This window comes from Ruegeria sp. CDSA021 (assembly GCF_059612325.1).
On the sequence record NZ_JBXWQJ010000003.1, the window covers coordinates 37,535 to 55,875 of the forward strand.

Genomic DNA, 18,341 nt, shown 5'->3' on the forward strand with positions numbered 1-18,341 from the left:
TTGTTAAGCTCCGGGCGGCGGTGGCGGCAAGATGGTGAACAGCTGCGCCAGTTCCTGCACATCACCTGCCTTTTTCCAACCGTCTTGTCCTGCGGTCCAGACATAGGTGTCCCGGGTAAGCTCGCCTTCGCTGGCCATCCGCCCCATCTTGGCCTTGGAAAACGGCCCGCTGGTCTGCCCATCCACAGCGATATGCCAAACATGCTCAACTGGGGGAGGGGGCGGCGGTGCCGCATGTGCTGCCGGTTGCGGGGCAGCGGGGGCAGGCGATCCCCACGGGCCGCTTGGTTGCCCCGCTGCCATGTTCGACATTTGCTGCGCCATCGCCATGCCCATGCCCATGCCAAGACCTGCACCCATACCACCACCTTGTCCGGGGTTGTTTGCCGCAGCGGTCATTGCTTCGGCGGCAGAATACTGCGTGAACTTGCCCAGATCGCCAGCCAACCCCATCGAGGTCCGCTTATCCAGCGCCGCCTCGACCGCAGGCGGCAGCGAGATGTTCTCGATATAAAATTCCGGCATCTCCAGCCCATAGCTGTCCAGAACGGGTGTCACCTCGGCTGCGATCAGCTTGCCCAGATCGGCGGTGTTTGCGGCCATGTCCAGCACCGGAATGCCCGAGCTGGAAATGACGCGGCTGAACTCCTGCACGATGATGTTGCGCACCTGAAAGCTGATTTCATCCATGGTGAACTCGCCGTCTGTTCCGACGATCTCGACCAGAAACTTCGCAGGGTCTTTCACACGTACCGTGTAGGTGCCATAGGCCCGGATGCGGGTTGGGCCAAATTCCGGATCGCGCAGCATGATCGGGTTCTTTGTGCCCCATTTCAGGTCGTTGAACCGGGTCGTGTTGACGAAATAGATCTCAGATTTGAACGGCGACTGAAAGCCGTGATCCCAATGCTGCAGCGTCGTCAGGATCGGCATGTTGTTGGTCTCAAGCATGTAGAGACCCGGCGTGAACACATCGGCCAGTTGCCCTTCGTGTACAAACACCGCTGCCTGACCTTCGCGCACGGTCAGCTTGGCACCGTACTTGATTTCGTGGCCTTCCCGTTCAAAACGCCAGACCATTGTGTCACGAGTGTCGTCCACCCAGTGAATGACATCAATGAATTCTCCGGTCAGAAAATCGAAAATTCCCATTTGGGTTCTCCTGTCCTTGGGGTCAGAGCGGCTGCCCCATCAATTCGCGTGCAATAATTCGTACGACGGGGCGCGCCTCGTCCACGCCCACACCGGGCTGCAACCGCTGGTCGTACAGCATCGTCAGCAGTTTCTCATCATGGCTGGTCAGCAGGGCAAACTCATCATCATCGTTGAAGATCGAAGGTCGTGCTGCTGGGCTATCATTAGACAGACCAAGCCCCTGAGCGATTTCTTCGTGAATACAGCTGCGGCGCACCAGATCCGTCAGTTCAGCCCGGATCAATGCAACCGCGCGCACATATTTGTAGGGTGACGCCTTGGTCGCAGATGCAAAGACGAGACAGTCGAAATTGGCGCGTGGGTTGGCGGCCAGATCCAGCGAGGCCTGGCTGATATTTGGGATCAACTGCTTCAGTCGTGACGCGACATAGGCGCTGTCGTCCTTGCCTGCGAAAAAGACATGGAAATTGGCGTTTCGCGACACAACCGAAATCGGGTGCTGGGTCAACGCGGCCAGGCGGCCTGTAAACAGCCGCACCTGCTTCGCATCCTGCGCTCGCGTTTCGGGCAGAACCGAGGGGCCGAACTCGGTCTGGATACGCACGGGGCCGGACCACCGGCTCAACTGCCCGTCCGTCTGCCGTGAGCCGATCGAGACGCTTTGTGTCGGATATTCGCTGTAGAACGCGATTGCTTCGAAGTTTCGGGCCAGATCATCGGCATCATAAGGTGTATCCGGTCCGCCGCCATCAGTGCGCAACAACCCACGAACCAGAAGGTCACGTTCAACACGCTGGTAAAACCGCGCCAGATCCTGACTGGCGGCAGAGGGCGGCACATAGGCATTGGCTGCCGTAGGCGCAGGTTCCGGCCGGGGTTGCGGTGCAACAGTGGTCGTCAGGGTTTCATCGCAATTGGCCAGAGCCATAACCGAGGTCATCCCCAACGCAAATTTCAGAGAGTTGAAGCGCCGCACGCCAATCCTGCCTTTAGCCGGGAACCGCCGTACCGGCATTGTCACCAGTCCCGTCCCGGCGCGCTTTGGCAGCGGACAGTGTGTCGCGCAGCTCGGTTTCCATCTTTTGCAATTCAACCTCAGCCGCAGCACGTTTGGCCTTGCCTTCATCTGCAATCGCCAGGCTTTCGTTGATGGTGCCGATCAGGTCAGCATTAGCCTGCTTGACCGCTTCGATGTCGAATACGCCGCGCTCCATCTCTTCGCGGATCATCTTGTTGGATTCGCGTAGGTTGGCTGCATTCGAGGTCAGCAGTTCGTTTGTCAGATCGTTGGCGTCACGCACGGCTGCTGCAGCCTCGGCGCTGCGCTGGATGGTGACGGCCTGCGCAAGCTGGGTTTCCCACAGAGGAACCGTGTTCACCAGCGTCGAATTGATCTTGGTCACAAGCGACTTGTCGTTTTCCTGTACCAAACGGATCGATGGTAGCGACTGCATCGTGACCTGGCGCGTTAGCTTCAGGTCATGAACACGGCGTTCCAAATCGTCGCGCGCAGCACGCATGTCGCGCAGCTCCTGCGCTTTCATCACCTGTTCTTCCTCGGGTACTGCCTGTACTTCGGCTTCTTTCTCAGGGATGTCGTGGCTGTCCAACTCGGTCAGCTTTTCCTCGCCCGCTGCAATATACAGCGCCAGTTCGTCGTAGAAATCCAGGGTCTTTTCATACAGCAGATCCAGCGACTTGATGTCCTTTAGCAACGTATGCTCATGGCCCAGAAGATCGTCGGTGATGCGGTCGATCTGGTCCTGAACTTCTTCGTACTGAGCGGTGAATTTGGCAAAAGGTGCAGCCTTGCCCAGCAGTTTCTCCCACCAACTGCGTTCACGGCGCACGTCCAATTCACTGACCGAGAATCCACGGATCGTGGTCACGATGTTACGCAGGCTGTCGCCAGCCGGGCCCACGTCCTTGTTGCGCACATCCGCCAGCATAGCCTGACTGATTTCCTGCAACTCTGCCTGTGCGGAGGAACCAAATGAAACGATGGAGTTGGTGTTATCCATGTCGATCTCATCCATCCGTTTGCGGATCTCAGCGCTGACGGGTTCTTCAGCCTCTTCCAGCGAAACGATCTCGCCCTGCGGTTCGGGCAGGGCAACTGCGGTAACCTCCTGCACCAGCGTTTCGGCCTGAACTGCCTTGTTCTTGATCTCTTCGGACATGGGGATGTTCCTCGCTCAAATATTGGCCGGTCAGTCCAACCGGACGCCTTCGCGTTGCAGCCTTTCGCGCAACACATCAATTTCAACCGTCAGATCACTGCGGTCATCCAAAAGCATTTTGCGCGTGCGCGCGGCGAAATTCTGTTCCAGATCGTCCAGCAAAGCGGAGTAATCCGCAAGCGCCTGCGCGTCGCGGGTGCGGGCGTAGACGTCGGCAAACTTGACGGTCGCGTCACGTGCACCCTGCAGGTACACGGTCAGGTACTTTCTGGCACCGGCCAGATCGCGTGGGTCTTCCTCGACCGTGCGGAACAAGTCCCGCGCGGTGTCCTGAAACCGTTCCACGCGGGCTTCGACGCGGCGGTCGCCTGCGCGTTTGATCGCATCGGTCATCTCGGACAGGTGCTTCTCGGCATCGTCGACAACGCGGGCTACGCGGTCTTGTTGAAAGGTGTCCACCCCTTCCATGCCTTTGTCTTTCATCGGATCAATTCCGAAAGAGACTGAGTGTAAAACGGTTGCCGCAATACCGAACAGCACCGGGGCCAACAGGCCCGCTTGTGCGGCGGTTTCTGCATCCAGAAGTTCAGTCCTGTAAGTGGCAAGCCCTGCACCCAGACCTGTCAGAAAGCTTGCAAATATCTTACGCGGGAAAGCAGGCCGACGGGCGGTTTTGCGGGTGTTGTACGCCGCCTCGGCCCGCAACCCTTCACGCAGCAAAAACGCAGCCGCTGTTAGAATACCAGCCGCGACCAACCCGATGGTCATGCCAATCGCGCCATCGTTCAGGGACAAAAACACCAAAGGGATGGCCGGAAGAAATAGCAGATTTGCTCGGGCACCAGCCGGTTCAATCCGCGCGCCATCGAACTGCCCCCTTGGCAGAGGAGTATTGTCCGACGCATCCCCTTGTGGGCTATACTTGCCGCCAAACCGCTTTGCCATGGTTTACAGACCCCCAAGCAGTCCGGTGCAGACACCAATCAACAGCAGCAACAAGACAGCGTAGGCCAGTTTTTGCACTCCGCTTCCGGACATCACATCCCCCAATAGCAACTTCCACTGAAAATTTAGGGGATGCGCGGGCTTAGCGCTAGGGGGAAGGTTGCCAAACCCGCGTCACTTGCGAGGTTTCTTGCCGATTGGGGGGCGTTTTCGTTGCGGTCGCGACGGAGGCTTGGGTGCCGCATCGGGTTTGGTATCTGAATCCAGTCCAAGTTGATCGCGCATCACACGGCGACGGACCTCTTCGACCTCGCCCTGTTTCAGATCGCCCAGTTGGAACGGTCCGTAGGACACGCGCAACAGGCGGTTCACCGTAAACCCGATGTCTTCTATCGCACGACGGATTTCGCGGTTCTTGCCTTCACGCAGACCAATGGTCAGCCAGGCATTTGCCCCTTGCTGGCGATCCAGCGCCACGGTCATTGGCTGAAACCGCTCGCCTTCGATGACCAGACCTTTGCGCAGCGCTTCGAAATTTTCGTCCTTGGGGCGGCCATTTATGCGAACACGGTATTTCCGCAACCAGCCGGTCGAGGGCAGCTCGAGCTTGCGTTTGATGCCACCGTCGTTGGTCAGCAGCAACAAGCCTTCGGAATTCAGGTCCAACCGACCGACGCTCATGACCCGTGGCATGTCGTCGGGCAGTTTGTCGAAAATCGTATCGCGCCCTTTTTCATCGCGAGTCGTTGTCACCAACCCCGCGGGCTTGTGGTACAGCCACAAGCGCGACGGTTCCGGTTCAGAGACCGGTTTGCCATCGACAACAATCTTGTCTTTTGCCGTCACGTTCAGGGCAGGGCTGTCGATGGTCTTGCCATTTACGGCCACACGGCCTGCTTCGATCATGCGCTCAGCCTCGCGCCGCGATGCAATGCCAGCACGGGCCAGGACTTTGGCGATCCGGTCGCCGGGAGGAGGGGTCTTGTTCATGTCAGGCCCATAACGCATCCCGCGCGCTTGCGAAAGGCAGGTTTCTGATGCAGTCAGAGGCATGGTGTTCAAATCGCATATGGAACAGGCCCTGGCCGAGGCGCGCGCGGCAGCGGATCGTGGCGAGGTACCGGTGGGGGCTGTTATTGTCGGCCCTGACGGAAGTGTTGTGGCGACAGCAGGGAACCGAACGCGCGAATTGAATGACCCAACTGCCCATGCTGAAATCCTGGTCTTGCGCGCGGCATGTGCCAAGGCGGGGTCCGAACGGTTGCCAGAGCATGATCTCTATGTGACGTTGGAGCCCTGCGCCATGTGCGCTGCGGCCCTGGCAGCCGCGCGCATCCGGCGGATTTACTATGGGGCCGCAGATCCCAAATCCGGGGGTGTGGCCCATGGGGCGCGGGTGTTTTCACACGCGCAATCCCACCACGTGCCCGAAGTCTATGACGGGATCGCCAGTGAAGACGCTGCGGCCCTTCTGAAAGCCTTCTTCGAAGCCCGCCGCAAGGACGCGCCGGACTGATCCGACGCGTTAACTCAGACGGTGATGGCTTTCATAACCTCTGGTTCGATCACGTCGACCCCGGGAAGCCCATCAATCAGAGCCTGTGCAGACTGTTCAAGAATTGGGAAAGTCTTGTAATGACACGGAATAACCGTCCTGAAGTTGAAATACCGATTGGCGGCATAGGCGGTGGCTTTCATGTCCATGGTGAAATGTCCGCCAGCCGACAGGATGCCGATATCGGGTTTGTAGTAATCCCCCATCCAGTCCATATCGGCCATGATGTCAGTGTCGCCGGAAACGTAAAGCACTTTTTCCTCAGCCGCGATCATGAAACCGACCTCGCTACCGCCGGTGCGCAGACCATCGGGGGTTGAAAAAGTCGAGCTGTGAGAGGCCGGGACCATTGTCGCCTTGACCCCGTTCAGGTTGACGGTGCCGCCCTTGTTGAAGCCAACGGTCTCAACGCCTTCGGCTTCACTCCAATACCCCATCAAATCGTATTGACCAACAACTGGGATTTTCAGGTGCTTGGCCAGCGGCAGAACATCAGCGACATGGTCAAAATGTGTATGGGTCAGAAGGATATGGGTTGCACCGTCCAGCGCTGCATCATGCTGTTCTTCGGGCAAAACCGGGTTGCCGGTCAGCCACGGATCAATCAATAGAACCTGCCCCTGCGTTTCGACGCGGAAACTGCCATGGCCCAACCAGATAATATTCATAAATTATTTCCTCCTGAACATACTATTGGCATCAACCTAGCATCGGCTATGTAAAATTTCATGGACTGGATTCGAGAAATCGACGGATATTGCGAACGCTTGTCGCCGGACTATTGGGCCGAGCCAATCAATGCGGCCACAAATGCGGCCTTTCTTATTTCTGCTTGGATCATGTGGCGACGGGCGCGCGATCAGGACATGCCACTGGCCATGGTTCTGGTTGCGCTTTTGGCGATGATCGGGATTGGCAGCTATCTGTTCCACACACATGCGCAGGTCTGGGCGGCCTTGGCAGATGTGGTGCCGATCCTTCTGTTCATTCTGGTCTATATCTTTGCAGTGAACAGGGACATCTGGCGGATGTCTTCGGTGTTTGCATTTGGGGCAACGTTGCTTTTTTTTCCCTATGCTGCTGCAACCGTTCCGCTGTTTCAGCTTGTTCCGGGGCTTGGCGGATCAGCGGCTTATGCGCCGGTCCCGTTGTTGATCCTGATTTACGCGGCCCTGTTGCGGGGTCGTGATCCGATCTTGGCCAATGGGATGGCAATCGGAGCGGTGATTCTGCTTCTTTCGATCACGTTCCGTGCGCTCGACTTGCCTGTTTGCGGAGAATGGCCGCTGGGTACGCATTTCATGTGGCACATCCTGAATGCCATCATGCTGGGCTGGATGATCGAGGTGTACCGCGCGGCGCTGATACGGGGTCGCTTTTCAACAGGCTTCGGGTCGTGAGGACGCAGCGGGATGAACCATTTCTGGTCATCCCAGAGAAACGCAATTGAGGTTCTTAAACCGCGCCGGTCCTGACTTAATCCTGAAAGGCCGCAGCCAGATGGTTAGGCAAGTCAAACTCAGCCAAAACCCGCGCGCGGCCCGCTGATGACATCTTTCGGGCGGTCTTTTCGACAATACTCTGGATTTTTTCAGCTGAATGCTTCGCGGCAAAGGGAAGGAAATACCATTTCAGGAATACAAAGCAGATCACATCTTCCAACGCCTGCACCTCTTCATCGCGCTTGATTCCCTGCTTGCGCAACATACGTCCTGCGGCCTCGACCTGCTCTGCGTCATAGCCTTCACGGGTCATCAGGCCAGTGACCACTTCGGCATGGTGCACAGCCTGCGCTTTGCGCCATGCCAGATAACCTGCCCGACCTTCGGGGTACTCACTGCGGGCCAGTTTCCACCGCTCTACATGCTGACCACGCGCCGCAATCTGTAGGACGTCAGAGGCGTTCGGGACCAAACGGTCCAACTCAGCGGTCATGCGTTCACCGTAAAGCAGCGCTTCGGGTCGGTCGTCGTCTAGGTTGGGGTCATGTGCATTGGCTGCATCAATTGCGTCCAGAACCGCTTGTTTTTGCGCGCTCATGTCTTGCTCCACTGGCTTGCCTGCGCCACGAGAGACCCGCGGCCGTCTTGGATATCGTTGCTCATGCTAGCGGCTTGCCGTGGGATGTGCATCCTCGAAAATGCAAAATGGCCGGGTCAGAGAGGGGAAGTCCGACCCGGCCGGGACCTGCGCTTTATTTGGCAGGTTTAACCTGATCCTGCGTGACCGGTTCCGCCACAGGGGACGGGAAGGTCAACGTGCGTGTCAGGTTGTTTGTGTCGATACCCAAAGCCATTGCCGGTGCGGCCAAAAAAGTGGCGGACAAGACTGCGGCTGTCATCAGGGGTTTCATGTTTTTTCTCCGGTTTGCGTTATGTCGCATAATTAAAATGAACTGTACAGTACAGTTTTCAAGTTCCAAAATGAACTAAACAGTTTACTATTTCGCATATCCCTCATTCAGATTTGAATAGCAGGTGACAGACCCGGAATTTGAAACACTGGCCTACCAGTGGCGCAGTGGTCTTGCGACTGCCGCGACAGACGGGTAAACGCCCCATAACGTAGATGAGGGAAGCCGATGTCGATTGACCAAAGCACCGCCGCCAAAGTGGCCAAACTGGCCCGGATCAAGGTCGAGGATGACGCGCTGCCGGCGCTGGCATCCGAGTTCAACACCATCCTTGGGTTCATCGAGCAACTGAACGAAGTGGATGTTGAAGGCGTTGAGCCGATGGTTTCGGTCGAGCCGATGCGCCTGAAACGTCGTCAGGACGAGGTCACCGACGGCAACCAGCAGGACAAGATTCTGGCGAACGCGCCCGACGCGCGCGAGGGCTTTTTCGCAGTCCCCAAAGTGGTGGAGTAAGACATGAGCGATCTGAACAAACTTGGCCTGGCCGAGGCCCGCGACGCCCTGCGTGCCGGCGACGTCACTTCTGTCGAACTGACCGAATCCTGCCTGAAGGCCATTGATGAGGCCGACGCGCTGAACGCTTTTGTGCATAAGACGCCCGAAATCGCGCTGGAGCGTGCGAAGGCAGCGGACGAGCGGATCAAGGGCGGCGAGGCGCCGTCGATGTGTGGTCTGCCCATTGGTATCAAGGATCTGTTTTGCACCAAGGGCGTGCCGTCACAAGCCGCATCGGGCATTCTTGAAGGCTTCAAGCCTGAATACGAATCTACTGTGTCGCAGCAATTGGCCGATGCCGGTGCGGTGATGTTGGGCAAGCTGAACATGGACGAATTCGCCATGGGATCGTCCAATGAAACCTCGGTCTATGGTAATGCGGTCAGCCCGTGGCGCCGCGGCAATGATGATGCGCAACTGACACCGGGTGGTTCGTCGGGCGGATCTGCATCCGCTGTGGCCGCTGACTTGTGCCTTGCGGCGACGGGCACCGATACAGGCGGCTCCATCCGCCAACCTGCCGCTTTTGTCGGCATCACCGGCATCAAGCCGACCTATGGCCGCTGCTCGCGCTGGGGCATCGTGGCCTTCGCATCTTCGCTGGATCAGGCCGGTCCGATGACAAAGAACGTCCGCGACGCAGCGATCATGCTCGAAACCATGTGCGGCCATGACGCCAAAGATTCGACGAGTGCCGAGCTGGCCGTCCCGAATTTCGAGGAGATGCTGACCGGTGATATCAAGGGCAAGAAGATCGGTATCCCCAAGGAATACCGCATGGACGGTATGCCTGCCGAGATCGAAAAGCTCTGGGCCGAAGGGGCTGAAATGCTGAAAGCCGCGGGTGCCGAGATCGTCGATATCTCGCTGCCGCACACCAAATACGCGCTGCCTGCGTACTACGTGATTGCTCCGGCCGAGGCGTCCTCGAACCTCGCACGCTACGACGGTGTTCGCTATGGTCACCGCGCGCAGCTGGCGCAAGGCGACGGCATCACTGAGATGTACGAAAAAACCCGCGCCGAAGGCTTCGGCCACGAAGTGCAGCGTCGCGTAATGATTGGCACCTATGTGCTGTCGGCAGGTTTCTACGATGCCTATTACAACCGTGCACGCCGGGTGCGGACGCTGATCAAGAAAGACTTCGAGGATGTATTCGCGGCAGGCGTCGATGCGATCCTGACCCCGGCAACCCCCTCGGCGGCCTTTGGTCTTGGCGAAATGACCGAGGCGGATCCAGTTCAAATGTATTTGAACGATGTCTTCACGGTGACTGTAAACCTGGCTGGTTTGCCCGGTATCTCGGTCCCCGCTGGACTGGATGCACAGGGTCTTCCGCTGGGTCTGCAGCTGATCGGACGTCCGTGGGAAGAGGGTGATCTGCTTAACACCGCCTATGCGCTGGAAAACGCGGCCGGTTTTGTGGCCAAGCCCGGGAAATGGTGGTAAGCCTCGGGCAACTGAAGCACTAGACACGGAGCCAATGATGCGCGTTTTGCTTTCGGTCCCCGCCCTGACGCTGGTTGTGGCCTGCACGGATGTTGCGCCGCTAACCAGCACCGGTTTCAATACGCCTGAGTATCAGGCGCAGCGCGAGGCGCAATTGGCCGGGCAGGGCGCAGTGGGCAACCCACTTCTGGCTCCTGTCGATGTGTCGCAGCAGCCGCTGGGCGCGCCAGGTTCGACAGATGTCGCAACCGGTGAGAACGCCGACATTGCCAATCAAGCCGCAGCAGCCCTGGCCGGCACGTCTGGACAAAGCTCTGCAGGCGTGTCCACAGCACCTGCATCAAACAATGGCGCAATTTCCGACGAACAGGATTTCGCGGCTGTGTCTGAGCGGCGCAGCATCGAATCCGACGCCGCGCGGATCGAGCAAAACCGCCAAACCTACGAAGTTGTGGCCCCGACCGCCGTGCCCGAGCGTAGCGCAGGCGGTCAGCCCAACATCGTGCAATACGCGCTCAGCACCTCGAACCCGGTCGGCACGCAACTCTACAGCCGCGCAGGCTTTAACCTGCAAGCCAAGGCACAGCGGAACTGCGCACAATTCCCATCGCCGGATCAGGCGCAGATCGAGTTTCTGTCCAATGGCGGCCCGCAGCGCGACCGCAAGGGTCTGGACCCGGACGGGGATGGCTATGCCTGCGGCTGGGATCCCAGCCCGTTCCGCAGTGCCGTCAACAACTGAACTCTCACCCATTTGGCATCCGTCGCCCAATGTCGGTGAGCGCAGGGATGGGCTGACGCCGAGTTTGGTCGTGATCCATTACACGGCCATGAATAGCGCGAAAGCGGCGTTGGATCGTTTGTGCGATCCGGCTTCCGAGGTTTCGGCCCATTTCCTGATCGGTGGTGATGGCACCCTTTGGCAAATGGTGCGTGAAGAAGACCGCGCCTGGCATGCTGGGGCAGGGGAGTGGGAAGGTCAAACCGACATTAACTCGCGGTCGGTCGGGATCGAATTGGACAACACAGGATCGCATCCCTTTTCCGAACCGCAAATGTCGACCCTCGAAGCGCTGCTGCCGCGGATTATGAAAAGCTGGTCCATCCCGGCATCGGGCGTGATCGGCCATTCCGACATGGCGCCCGGCCGCAAATCAGATCCCGGGCCCCACTTCGATTGGCAAAGGCTGGAGCGGCAAGCTTTGGCTAAACCTCGCGCGCTGGTCACCACGTCAGCCACACCAAGCCCGGAGGCATTCCGCGCCGCGGCGCGAAGGGCAGGTTTCACTGCTCCCGTGGATGATACCCAACTGCTGGCTGCCGTCCGGCTGCGATTTCGTCCCTGGGCACAAGGCCCACTGGAAACAGGGGATCTGAATGCGCTCACCCCGCTCGGCACAATAACCTGATCTGCGCTTCATCGGGCTAATAATACCTCGGGGTTGAATTGGCCGCAGGCCAAGAAGGGGTTGGCCCAATTCCCCGCTTTCCACTCTTGACGCCGCATGGCGCACAGCCTACCCATCCCCGGCGCGGAGGGCCGGATGGCCGCTGGGGTCGCAAGGCCCGAGAGGAAAGTCCGGACTCCACAAGACAACGGTGCCGGGTAACGCCCGGGCGGGGCAACCCGACGGAAAGCGCCACAGAAATTAGACCGCCCAGGATTTCGGTCCGGGGTAAGGGTGAAACGGTGGGGTAAGAGCCCACCGCGCCTCTGGCAACAGGGGCGGCACGGCAAGCCCCACCGGGAGCAATGCCAAATAGGGTCCCCGCGCGGGCCGGTCGGCGCAAGCCGATACCGCCGCTAAGCGCGTCTTGGCCGAGAGGGACCGGGTTGGCAGCTTGAGCCGCGCAGCAATGCGCGGCCTAGAGGAATGGTCATCGAAGGGGGAAACCCCGGAACAAGATCCGGCTTACAGGCCCTCCGCGCGTATTCTCTTAGCCTCCGGGCGGCGTATAAGCCCCCGTTAGTCGGGCCGCTTTTTCGGTGACCGAGACGAACTCGTCTGCCGTCCAGGCGCGAACCGTCTCGATATTCGTCACCGCACCCGATGCGGCAACGGCCATGCCAACAGCGACTGCATCGGTTCCATCGGGGGCTTCGCTGATCACAACAACATCGTTGCCGCCAGTGGTCATGTAAAACGACAACAGCCTGCCGCCGACTTTGTCGAGCAGGGCTTTTACCGGACCGGTGCGGTTCTCGGGCTTCTGCAACATGCCTTTGACGCCAGCTTGCGAGTAAGTTGCGTATGTAATGAAAATGGGCATTGAAACCTCCGTTTTGTGACAATCAAACGGGGCCATTGCATCGGCTGGTCCCGGGGCCGATTGGTGTCAGCCGCCGGTAAGAAACGGGGCTGCGATCAACCAAATACCTGCGCCGATAAGCGCCACACCGGAGACCGGAACCAGCCAGCGGGCCGTTGGCAGAAGTTTTTCAAGCGCAACGTAAGCGGCGATACCGACGATCCAATAGAGGTTCATGATACCGCCGACGAAAAGCAGCAGCATCAGCGCCCAGCAGCATCCGAGGCAATAGGTGCCATGCAAGCCACCTGTTCTGAACGCCCCCCAAAGACCGGGATGGTTGTGGTCCGCCAAGAACCGGGCGGGGCTTTGGCAATGGCGCAGACACGCCGTTTTCAATTCTGAAAACTGGTAGATGCCCGCAGCTAACAGAACGGATCCAGCAAAAATGCCAGACCGGACCGTCATCATCGGCCCGTCAGACAGTCCAATGTGCTCTAACCCCCATTGCAAAGCGGTTGCGGTAAAACTGAAAACCCCCCACGCCACCAGATAGCCCGACAGAAAGCTCAGACTGTACGTCGCGGTGCGCTCCTTGTCTGGACCTACGCGCTTGAGCGCGGTGAACAAAAGTACAGCAGGCGTAGCGCTTGGGGTCATCATCGCGATCATCATGACCCACCACATGAAAAAGATCAGCAGGGCGTAACCGGTGCTCCAGGCCATGGCAGAACCCATGTTCATTGGCTCACCTATCGGGCCAGCCATCCGCGTCATCTCAACTGCGGACATGTTCATCCCAACCCCGGTGACCGTGTACCATGCGGTACACAGAACGATCAAAAAAACACTGCCTAAAACGATCACAGTGTCCTGTCGTAACAGCCGCTCAACCGCGCCGGCTTGAAGTGATGATTTCTGCTTGGTCATGAGACATCCTAGGCTATGCGCCCAAAACGCCGTGGCCCGAGATGTTTAGATGCGCCAGATGGGCGTGAGTGGTATCAAAGGTGAGGCTGATCTTGCTGCCGGTGGTTTTTGCACTGCCCGAGGCAGCCTCGGCATGGCGATACTCAAACCCGTTTGGCAACTGGATCGATGCCCGATGGGGCGCGCCAGAGACGATATGAGGAATCGGTTTGACCTCGACGTCGAAAACACCCGTGACCTTGGCATATCCGCTGCGATCTTCGCGGCTCCAGTCCAGCTCGATCGGAACGAATAGTGTTTCATGCTTGGTCGGAGCCATCGCGCTGAAGACGTACCAGAACGTAGCCATTTCGTCAGTGTCTTGCCCGGTCATGATGGCCTGCAATGCGGCCCGCTGATCTTCCGAGGCGCTTTCATCGATGATCAGTTGCATCTGACCATTGCCTTCATGAATTGGGCCTGGCCAGTAGTAAACACCTGCCGCCCGAAGGCCGCCCAGATCGGTGTCACCATAGTGGCCGCTATGGATATCGAAGACGACAACCGCTTCGCAATTGCCATGAGACGGCAGAACGCTGAACTGGCAAGGACAGCCGAAGTTGCAGTTGCAATTGGCCAGTTCCTCGGCCTGAATAACCCATTCTGTCATGATAGCCCCCCAAGAAAAGTCGCATTAAACAACTCTGCTCGACACAGGCCGACCCTGTTTTTGCTGCCTCGGCTTATGAGCCTGAACTTGGCTTCTTGGATGAGAGTACGTATCACGAATCCTTGATATGTACAAACATAACAGCAGATTTAACGCACCAAACAGATGTTGTCTGAGCATTAATCGCGTTGGGGTTGAACGCCGTATTCGCTTATACATTCTGCTGTTAGACTCGCCGTGTAGATTTGAAGAACCGGGAGGATAGTTATGAGCTTTATGAAAACACTGGCGTCTGTGGCCATTGGTTTTGCAGCTGCAAAGGGCATGGACAAGTATCAAAAGATGGGTGGAATGGCTGGCCTGCAGGATATGATGCAGGGCGGTGGTTTTGGTATGGACCAGCTTGGCAAGATGGCCGATCAGTTTGGCTTGCCCGGCGGTGCTGCTGGCCTTCAGGACATGATGGGCAAGATGGGGCTTGGCGGCAACGCCGCCGGGGCCGCCGGGTTGGGCGGGTTGTTGAATGCCATGCAAGGGGCCGCAAAAACCGCCAATCAACAGGCCGGTGATATGATGGAAACCGTTTTCAGTGGCACACCCGCAGGCGCAGCGATGGAAGAGCAGGCAAAGCTTATGCTGCGGGCCATGATCCAGGCGGCCAAGGCGGATGGCGAACTGGATGAACAGGAACAAGAGATCATTCTGGGAGAACTGGGCGACGACGTCACTGATGAGGAGCGTGCTTTTGTGCAAGAGCAGTTGAACGCACCGATTGACGTGATGGGATTGGCGGCTGATTCTGGCGCGCCGCTCAAAATACAGATCTACGCTACATCTCTGGCAGCCATCCGTCTGGACAACACGCGCGAGGCGTCCTATTTGCGGCAATTGTCCACTGCGCTGGGCCTCTCAGACGCGGAAAGAGACCAGATTCACACCTATATGGGGGCCCCAACCCTGCCGGATTAAGTTCGGTCGGGATTCCTGTGGCAGGATGGGCCGATTGGTCTTGACATAGGCGGTGCAGCGCGTAAAAGCGCACGCTCATAGGAATTCAACCGAAAGGCCCCTGCCTTTCCGGACGCAGGAGATAACCATGGCGAAGCCGACGACAATCAAGATCCGTCTGAACTCGACCGCGGGCACGGGCCACTTCTACGTGACCAAAAAGAACGCGCGCACCATGACCGAGAAAATGACCATTCGTAAATACGATCCGGTCGTTCGTAAGCATGTCGAGTACAAGGAAGGCAAGATCAAGTAATCTGCCGTTCCGCGTGAACAATTTGAAAGGGGCTCTGTTTTTCAGGGCCTCTTTTTTTGTGCGAGAAAGCCCCTCATCAAAAGGGCAGGGGCGCACATAACTGCCAGGGTCCGTTGCAGCCGCGCATCAGCGGCCAGAGCAATCGCATTGCCTGTGGCTTGCTTTTTGCGGTGCCCAGCAAGTACGGTTCAGCAAACCGCCACAAAATGTTGAGCGCCATGAAAAAAATCTTGTTATCCACAATTGCTGTCCTGACCCTTGCGGCCTGCGATGACCCGTTCAACCGCGAAGGCGTCGGGTTCACTGGAATCGATGGTGAACCGCGCACGATTTCCGATGTGCCCGGTGCCGTCGCCTTTTTGCCAGACGCAACCAACGTGCCTGCGGAACTGGCAGAGTTTCCGACTGTGACGCTGCTGGTGGATGAAACCGACCCGTCCAAAGTGGCGTCAGTGGCAATCGACAATGGTGGGCAGACGCCAAATTCCGCTGTTCAACTGGAGGGCAGCGACAGGGACCTGTTCCTCAGCACCGTCAGTGTCAATGGCACACTGTTTGGCGTGTTGCGTACATCAAGCAACAGCGCGAAGGTTGAAAATTCGATAGGGGTCGGTTTTGCGGAAGAGACCGAGCGATTCACCGGATGCCTGCCGGCGGGCGGCGTGTTCCGAAAAGGTACATCCGAGCGGAGTTCTGGCTTTGCCATTCCGCTGAATTGTAGCTGATCGGATTTTGATCCAGATAAAAAAGCCCCGCCTGAACGGCGGGGTTTTTTGTTTCTCCGCAAACCAGACATGGCTGTTGAAGCAAAGAAAAGGGCCGGTGATTAACCGGCCCTTTCATCATTGACTTGCAGCAGGCGCTATTCCTGTTGCCCCATGAACATCAACAGGAACTGGAACATGTTCAGGAATGAGATGTACAGGCTCAGCGCGCCGTCAAAGGCCGCCTTGTCCAGCCATTCCTGATCGCCATGCGCAGCATGTGCGACATAGGTGTTCTTGATGTCCTGCGTGTAGAAGGCAGTCAGACCGGCAAAGATCAGGATACCGATGGCGGAAATGGCCATCATCATGACGCCAGACTGCAGGAATAGGTTGATGATCATTGCAACCAGAAGCCCAATCACACCCATCATCAGGAAGGTGCCCATACCGCTGAGGTTACGCTTGGTGGTGTAACCGTACAGGCTCAGGCCGGCAAAGGCGATCGCGGTCACCAGGAAAGTCTGAGCAATCGAGTAGGGCGTGAAGACCATGAAGATCGAGCTCATGGATACGCCCATAACGGCGGCAAAGACAAAGAAGCCAAGCTGAACTGTCGCGGCTGAACCACGGCGCATCAGAGCACCCCAGCCAAAGAGGATAAAGGCCAGAGGGGCGAACATGACCACCCACTTCAGCGGCGATAGGAACAGTGCACCACCCAGGCTGGTCAGATAGCGATCAGCGCCAATTTGTGCGACCGCGTTGCTTGGATCACTGGTGACAGCCAGACCGGCGATCGCCCATGCCGCCAATGCTGTGATCAGCATGCCGACGGACATTGTGCCGTAGACTTTGTTCATGTGGGCGCGCAGGCCCTGATCAATCTCGGCGGCGCGCGCGCCGGATACCGTCCGGATCGTGTCGAATTGTGCCATCAAAGGGTCTCCCTATTCATCGAGTTAATACGCCCCGGCGATGCGGGGCGGTTTTCTCTCTAAATATCGGCAACTAGTGGCTGTGTTTCAAGAGATTCCGACCGAAAACCGACTAAAACACGCAACAAATTCTGCGGCAGGTGACTCTTGGCCGCCCGCCGCCGCAAAAAAATGTGTGTTTTGCAGTTACCTTTTCCAGTAACCGGGAGCATCCCAGAGGAATCGCTCTGCCTCAGCAGAGGCTTCAGTGCGTGTCACGCCGATATCTTCAAGGGCTGCATCGTCCAGCTGAGCCAGCTTGCGTCGCTGCCGCATCAGTTCGATTGCCTGAAAGACCAGCGACGCCAGGGACCGGTTGGCGGGTTTGCAAGGTGTGTGCAATGCAATTTGGGTCATGATCTTTGTCCTTTCCAGGTTTTTCGATGATTTCCGCTTCAGTCATCAACTTCCTTGATTGATATGGGGCAATGTGGCATATTTTAAAAACGAATATTTTTGATGGTATATATAAGGAAACGTGAAGTTGCGAAATTTGGATATAACCACCCTTCGCTCTTTTGTGGCTGTGGCGGATCAAGGCGGTGTCACACGCGCCGCCGGGTTTCTGCATCTGACGCAATCCGCCGTCTCCATGCAGTTGAAGAGGTTGGAGGAACTGTTGGGTCTGGAATTGCTGGACCGTAGCGGTCGGACCATTGCGCTGACGGCTTCAGGCGAGCAATTGCTGGCCTACGCCCGGCGCATGATCGCGTTAAACGACGAGGTAATCGGGCGCCTGACAGATCAGGCATTTGAAGGCGAGGTGGTGCTGGGTGTGCCGCATGACATCGTTTATCCAGCGATTCCCCGGGTGCTGCAGCGGTTCAATGCGGAATTTCCACGCGTCCGCGTGCAATTGGTGTCGTCATATTCGCTTCAGCTCAAGGACATGTTCAAACGTGGTGAATGTGATGTGATCCTGACAACAGAACCGTCTTCGACTGTGGGGGCAGAGACCATCGCCGAGCTCCCTTTGCGTTGGATTGGCGCGCCGGGCGGAACTGCGTGGCGCAAAGAGCCGCTGCCTCTGGCACTTGGGCGTCGCTGCCTGTTCCGACCTCAGGTGATCTCGGCATTAGATGCTGCAGGAATTCCGTGGGAGTTGTCGGTTGAAACCGAAAACGATCGGACCATCGAAGCCACGGTCAGTGCCGACCTTGCTGTTCACGCCATGTTGGACGGAACCGAAGCCTCGCATCTTGAGCAAATCGATTCCGGTGGCACGCTGCCAGAGCTGCCGGCCCATATGATCAACCTCTATGGTGGCGAGTCGGGCCGTGGCGCTGTTGTCGAGGCATTGGCGCAGTTGGTACGCCAGAATTTTCGGATGCTGGGTGGTGCGCCTCTGCGTGCGGTGGCGGGGTAACGGCGA

Annotated in this window: 23 protein-coding genes and 1 other RNA gene; 11 read left to right on the plus strand and 13 right to left on the minus strand. The window is 57.8% G+C overall.

Annotated features, from left to right (window positions below; translation table 11 throughout):
* Window positions 1-3: 3 nt before the first annotated feature.
* The 5 genes from AC2FLD_RS04570 to AC2FLD_RS04590 form a co-directional block, all read right to left on the minus strand.
* Window positions 4-1,152: an SPFH domain-containing protein gene (locus AC2FLD_RS04570; RefSeq protein WP_496667708.1), complete on the minus strand. Its 1,149-nt coding sequence runs from the start codon at window positions 1,150-1,152 to the stop codon at window positions 4-6.
* Between the two features lie 22 nt (window positions 1,153-1,174).
* Window positions 1,175-2,170, minus strand: coding sequence for a DUF2927 domain-containing protein (locus AC2FLD_RS04575; RefSeq protein WP_496667987.1), 996 nt, complete (start codon window positions 2,168-2,170; stop codon window positions 1,175-1,177).
* Window positions 2,145-3,335 carry a toxic anion resistance protein gene (locus tag AC2FLD_RS04580; RefSeq protein WP_496667709.1) on the minus strand — a complete coding sequence of 397 codons (1,191 nt, stop codon included), beginning with the start codon at window positions 3,333-3,335 and terminating at the stop codon, window positions 2,145-2,147. The genes AC2FLD_RS04575 and AC2FLD_RS04580 overlap by 26 nt, the downstream gene beginning before the upstream one ends.
* Before the next feature lie 30 nt (window positions 3,336-3,365).
* Window positions 3,366-4,280: a 5-bromo-4-chloroindolyl phosphate hydrolysis family protein gene (locus tag AC2FLD_RS04585; protein WP_496667710.1), complete on the minus strand. Its 915-nt coding sequence runs from the start codon at window positions 4,278-4,280 to the stop codon at window positions 3,366-3,368.
* A 174-nt stretch (window positions 4,281-4,454) separates the two neighbouring features.
* Window positions 4,455-5,270: a pseudouridine synthase gene (locus AC2FLD_RS04590; protein ID WP_496667711.1), complete on the minus strand. Its 816-nt coding sequence runs from the start codon at window positions 5,268-5,270 to the stop codon at window positions 4,455-4,457.
* 61 nt (window positions 5,271-5,331) lie between these two features.
* On the opposite strand from AC2FLD_RS04590, the gene AC2FLD_RS04595 reads away from it, so the two are divergent.
* On the plus strand, window positions 5,332-5,796 hold the full coding sequence (locus AC2FLD_RS04595) for a nucleoside deaminase (RefSeq protein ID WP_496667712.1): 465 nt from the start codon (window positions 5,332-5,334) through the stop codon (window positions 5,794-5,796).
* A gap of 14 nt (window positions 5,797-5,810) precedes the next feature.
* On the opposite strand, the gene AC2FLD_RS04600 is transcribed toward AC2FLD_RS04595, so the two are convergent.
* On the minus strand, window positions 5,811-6,503 hold the full coding sequence (locus tag AC2FLD_RS04600; protein WP_496667713.1) for a metal-dependent hydrolase: 693 nt from the start codon (window positions 6,501-6,503) through the stop codon (window positions 5,811-5,813).
* 60 nt (window positions 6,504-6,563) lie between these two features.
* Between AC2FLD_RS04600 and AC2FLD_RS04605 the strand changes: the two genes are divergently transcribed.
* Window positions 6,564-7,235: a ceramidase domain-containing protein gene (locus AC2FLD_RS04605; RefSeq protein ID WP_496667714.1), complete on the plus strand. Its 672-nt coding sequence runs from the start codon at window positions 6,564-6,566 to the stop codon at window positions 7,233-7,235.
* Window positions 7,236-7,311: 76 nt separating this feature from the next.
* On the opposite strand, the gene AC2FLD_RS04610 is transcribed toward AC2FLD_RS04605, so the two are convergent.
* Window positions 7,312-7,875 carry a DUF4202 domain-containing protein gene (locus tag AC2FLD_RS04610; protein WP_050602933.1) on the minus strand — a complete coding sequence of 188 codons (564 nt, stop codon included), beginning with the start codon at window positions 7,873-7,875 and terminating at the stop codon, window positions 7,312-7,314.
* A 154-nt stretch (window positions 7,876-8,029) separates the two neighbouring features.
* Window positions 8,030-8,188, minus strand: a complete 159-nt coding sequence (locus AC2FLD_RS04615; protein WP_496667715.1) for a hypothetical protein — start codon at window positions 8,186-8,188, stop codon at window positions 8,030-8,032.
* A gap of 228 nt (window positions 8,189-8,416) precedes the next feature.
* On the opposite strand from AC2FLD_RS04615, the gene gatC reads away from it, so the two are divergent.
* The 5 genes from gatC (at window position 8,417) to rnpB (ending at window position 12,127) form a co-directional block, all read left to right on the plus strand.
* On the plus strand, window positions 8,417-8,704 hold the full coding sequence (gatC, locus tag AC2FLD_RS04620) for an Asp-tRNA(Asn)/Glu-tRNA(Gln) amidotransferase subunit GatC (protein ID WP_496667716.1): 288 nt from the start codon (window positions 8,417-8,419) through the stop codon (window positions 8,702-8,704).
* A 3-nt stretch (window positions 8,705-8,707) separates the two neighbouring features.
* Window positions 8,708-10,195 carry an Asp-tRNA(Asn)/Glu-tRNA(Gln) amidotransferase subunit GatA gene (gene gatA / locus AC2FLD_RS04625; protein ID WP_496667717.1) on the plus strand — a complete coding sequence of 496 codons (1,488 nt, stop codon included), beginning with the start codon at window positions 8,708-8,710 and terminating at the stop codon, window positions 10,193-10,195.
* Window positions 10,196-10,232: 37 nt separating this feature from the next.
* A complete protein-coding gene (locus tag AC2FLD_RS04630) occupies window positions 10,233-10,937 on the plus strand; it encodes a hypothetical protein (protein ID WP_496667718.1) in 705 nt (234 codons plus the stop codon).
* Complete coding sequence (locus AC2FLD_RS04635) at window positions 10,888-11,604, plus strand: N-acetylmuramoyl-L-alanine amidase (protein WP_496667719.1); 717 nt, start codon at window positions 10,888-10,890, stop codon at window positions 11,602-11,604. The genes AC2FLD_RS04630 and AC2FLD_RS04635 overlap by 50 nt, the downstream gene beginning before the upstream one ends.
* Window positions 11,605-11,727: 123 nt before the next feature.
* Window positions 11,728-12,127: RNase P RNA component class A (gene rnpB, locus AC2FLD_RS04640), an RNA gene on the plus strand.
* 6 nt (window positions 12,128-12,133) lie between these two features.
* On the opposite strand, the gene AC2FLD_RS04645 is transcribed toward rnpB, so the two are convergent.
* The 3 genes from AC2FLD_RS04645 to AC2FLD_RS04655 all read right to left on the minus strand — a co-directional run bounded on the left by AC2FLD_RS04645 (window position 12,134) and on the right by AC2FLD_RS04655 (window position 14,024).
* Window positions 12,134-12,466, minus strand: coding sequence for a GYD domain-containing protein (locus AC2FLD_RS04645; RefSeq protein ID WP_050603035.1), 333 nt, complete (start codon window positions 12,464-12,466; stop codon window positions 12,134-12,136).
* 66 nt (window positions 12,467-12,532) lie between these two features.
* Window positions 12,533-13,375 carry a DUF2182 domain-containing protein gene (locus AC2FLD_RS04650; RefSeq protein WP_496667720.1) on the minus strand — a complete coding sequence of 281 codons (843 nt, stop codon included), beginning with the start codon at window positions 13,373-13,375 and terminating at the stop codon, window positions 12,533-12,535.
* Between the two features lie 13 nt (window positions 13,376-13,388).
* Entirely contained in the window at window positions 13,389-14,024 is a 636-nt protein-coding gene (locus AC2FLD_RS04655) for a DUF1326 domain-containing protein (RefSeq protein WP_496667721.1), read from the minus strand.
* 267 nt (window positions 14,025-14,291) lie between these two features.
* Here AC2FLD_RS04655 and AC2FLD_RS04660 point away from each other — a divergent pair, with 267 nt between their 5' ends.
* The 3 genes from AC2FLD_RS04660 (at window position 14,292) to AC2FLD_RS04670 (ending at window position 16,013) form a co-directional block, all read left to right on the plus strand.
* Complete coding sequence (locus AC2FLD_RS04660; protein WP_496667722.1) at window positions 14,292-14,993, plus strand: DUF533 domain-containing protein; 702 nt, start codon at window positions 14,292-14,294, stop codon at window positions 14,991-14,993.
* A 127-nt stretch (window positions 14,994-15,120) separates the two neighbouring features.
* The gene (gene rpmG / locus AC2FLD_RS04665; protein ID WP_037309480.1) at window positions 15,121-15,288 is read left to right on the plus strand and encodes a 50S ribosomal protein L33; all 168 of its coding nucleotides are present in this window, start codon (window positions 15,121-15,123) and stop codon (window positions 15,286-15,288) included.
* 218 nt (window positions 15,289-15,506) lie between these two features.
* Window positions 15,507-16,013, plus strand: coding sequence for a hypothetical protein (locus AC2FLD_RS04670; protein WP_172677856.1), 507 nt, complete (start codon window positions 15,507-15,509; stop codon window positions 16,011-16,013).
* Window positions 16,014-16,150: 137 nt separating this feature from the next.
* Here AC2FLD_RS04670 and AC2FLD_RS04675 read toward each other — a convergent pair whose 3' ends face one another.
* A complete protein-coding gene (locus AC2FLD_RS04675) occupies window positions 16,151-16,930 on the minus strand; it encodes a Bax inhibitor-1/YccA family protein (RefSeq protein WP_496667723.1) in 780 nt (259 codons plus the stop codon).
* A 186-nt stretch (window positions 16,931-17,116) separates the two neighbouring features.
* Window positions 17,117-17,326 carry a DUF1127 domain-containing protein gene (locus AC2FLD_RS04680; RefSeq protein ID WP_496667724.1) on the minus strand — a complete coding sequence of 70 codons (210 nt, stop codon included), beginning with the start codon at window positions 17,324-17,326 and terminating at the stop codon, window positions 17,117-17,119.
* A 127-nt stretch (window positions 17,327-17,453) separates the two neighbouring features.
* Here AC2FLD_RS04680 and AC2FLD_RS04685 point away from each other — a divergent pair, with 127 nt between their 5' ends.
* Complete coding sequence (locus AC2FLD_RS04685; protein WP_496667725.1) at window positions 17,454-18,335, plus strand: LysR family transcriptional regulator; 882 nt, start codon at window positions 17,454-17,456, stop codon at window positions 18,333-18,335.
* Window positions 18,336-18,341: the final 6 nt, after the last annotated feature.

What these genes read in the sequence shown, in the direction of transcription:
- AC2FLD_RS04570 (WP_496667708.1), bottom strand. Translation starts at nt 1,152, where the DNA reads ATGGGAATTTTCGATTTTCTGACCGGAGAATTCATTGATGTCATTCAC.
- AC2FLD_RS04575 (WP_496667987.1), bottom strand. Translation starts at nt 2,170, where the DNA reads ATGCCGGTACGGCGGTTCCCGGCTAAAGGCAGGATTGGCGTGCGGCGC.
- AC2FLD_RS04580 (WP_496667709.1), bottom strand. Translation starts at nt 3,335, where the DNA reads ATGTCCGAAGAGATCAAGAACAAGGCAGTTCAGGCCGAAACGCTGGTG.
- AC2FLD_RS04585 (WP_496667710.1), bottom strand. Translation starts at nt 4,280, where the DNA reads ATGGCAAAGCGGTTTGGCGGCAAGTATAGCCCACAAGGGGATGCGTCG.
- AC2FLD_RS04590 (WP_496667711.1), bottom strand. Translation starts at nt 5,270, where the DNA reads ATGAACAAGACCCCTCCTCCCGGCGACCGGATCGCCAAAGTCCTGGCC.
- AC2FLD_RS04595 (WP_496667712.1), top strand. Translation starts at nt 5,332, where the DNA reads ATGGTGTTCAAATCGCATATGGAACAGGCCCTGGCCGAGGCGCGCGCG.
- AC2FLD_RS04600 (WP_496667713.1), bottom strand. Translation starts at nt 6,503, where the DNA reads ATGAATATTATCTGGTTGGGCCATGGCAGTTTCCGCGTCGAAACGCAG.
- AC2FLD_RS04605 (WP_496667714.1), top strand. Translation starts at nt 6,564, where the DNA reads ATGGACTGGATTCGAGAAATCGACGGATATTGCGAACGCTTGTCGCCG.
- AC2FLD_RS04610 (WP_050602933.1), bottom strand. Translation starts at nt 7,875, where the DNA reads ATGAGCGCGCAAAAACAAGCGGTTCTGGACGCAATTGATGCAGCCAAT.
- AC2FLD_RS04615 (WP_496667715.1), bottom strand. Translation starts at nt 8,188, where the DNA reads ATGAAACCCCTGATGACAGCCGCAGTCTTGTCCGCCACTTTTTTGGCC.
- gatC (WP_496667716.1), top strand. Translation starts at nt 8,417, where the DNA reads ATGTCGATTGACCAAAGCACCGCCGCCAAAGTGGCCAAACTGGCCCGG.
- gatA (WP_496667717.1), top strand. Translation starts at nt 8,708, where the DNA reads ATGAGCGATCTGAACAAACTTGGCCTGGCCGAGGCCCGCGACGCCCTG.
- AC2FLD_RS04630 (WP_496667718.1), top strand. Translation starts at nt 10,233, where the DNA reads ATGCGCGTTTTGCTTTCGGTCCCCGCCCTGACGCTGGTTGTGGCCTGC.
- AC2FLD_RS04635 (WP_496667719.1), top strand. Translation starts at nt 10,888, where the DNA reads ATGCCTGCGGCTGGGATCCCAGCCCGTTCCGCAGTGCCGTCAACAACT.
- AC2FLD_RS04645 (WP_050603035.1), bottom strand. Translation starts at nt 12,466, where the DNA reads ATGCCCATTTTCATTACATACGCAACTTACTCGCAAGCTGGCGTCAAA.
- AC2FLD_RS04650 (WP_496667720.1), bottom strand. Translation starts at nt 13,375, where the DNA reads ATGACCAAGCAGAAATCATCACTTCAAGCCGGCGCGGTTGAGCGGCTG.
- AC2FLD_RS04655 (WP_496667721.1), bottom strand. Translation starts at nt 14,024, where the DNA reads ATGACAGAATGGGTTATTCAGGCCGAGGAACTGGCCAATTGCAACTGC.
- AC2FLD_RS04660 (WP_496667722.1), top strand. Translation starts at nt 14,292, where the DNA reads ATGAGCTTTATGAAAACACTGGCGTCTGTGGCCATTGGTTTTGCAGCT.
- rpmG (WP_037309480.1), top strand. Translation starts at nt 15,121, where the DNA reads ATGGCGAAGCCGACGACAATCAAGATCCGTCTGAACTCGACCGCGGGC.
- AC2FLD_RS04670 (WP_172677856.1), top strand. Translation starts at nt 15,507, where the DNA reads ATGAAAAAAATCTTGTTATCCACAATTGCTGTCCTGACCCTTGCGGCC.
- AC2FLD_RS04675 (WP_496667723.1), bottom strand. Translation starts at nt 16,930, where the DNA reads ATGGCACAATTCGACACGATCCGGACGGTATCCGGCGCGCGCGCCGCC.
- AC2FLD_RS04680 (WP_496667724.1), bottom strand. Translation starts at nt 17,326, where the DNA reads ATGACCCAAATTGCATTGCACACACCTTGCAAACCCGCCAACCGGTCC.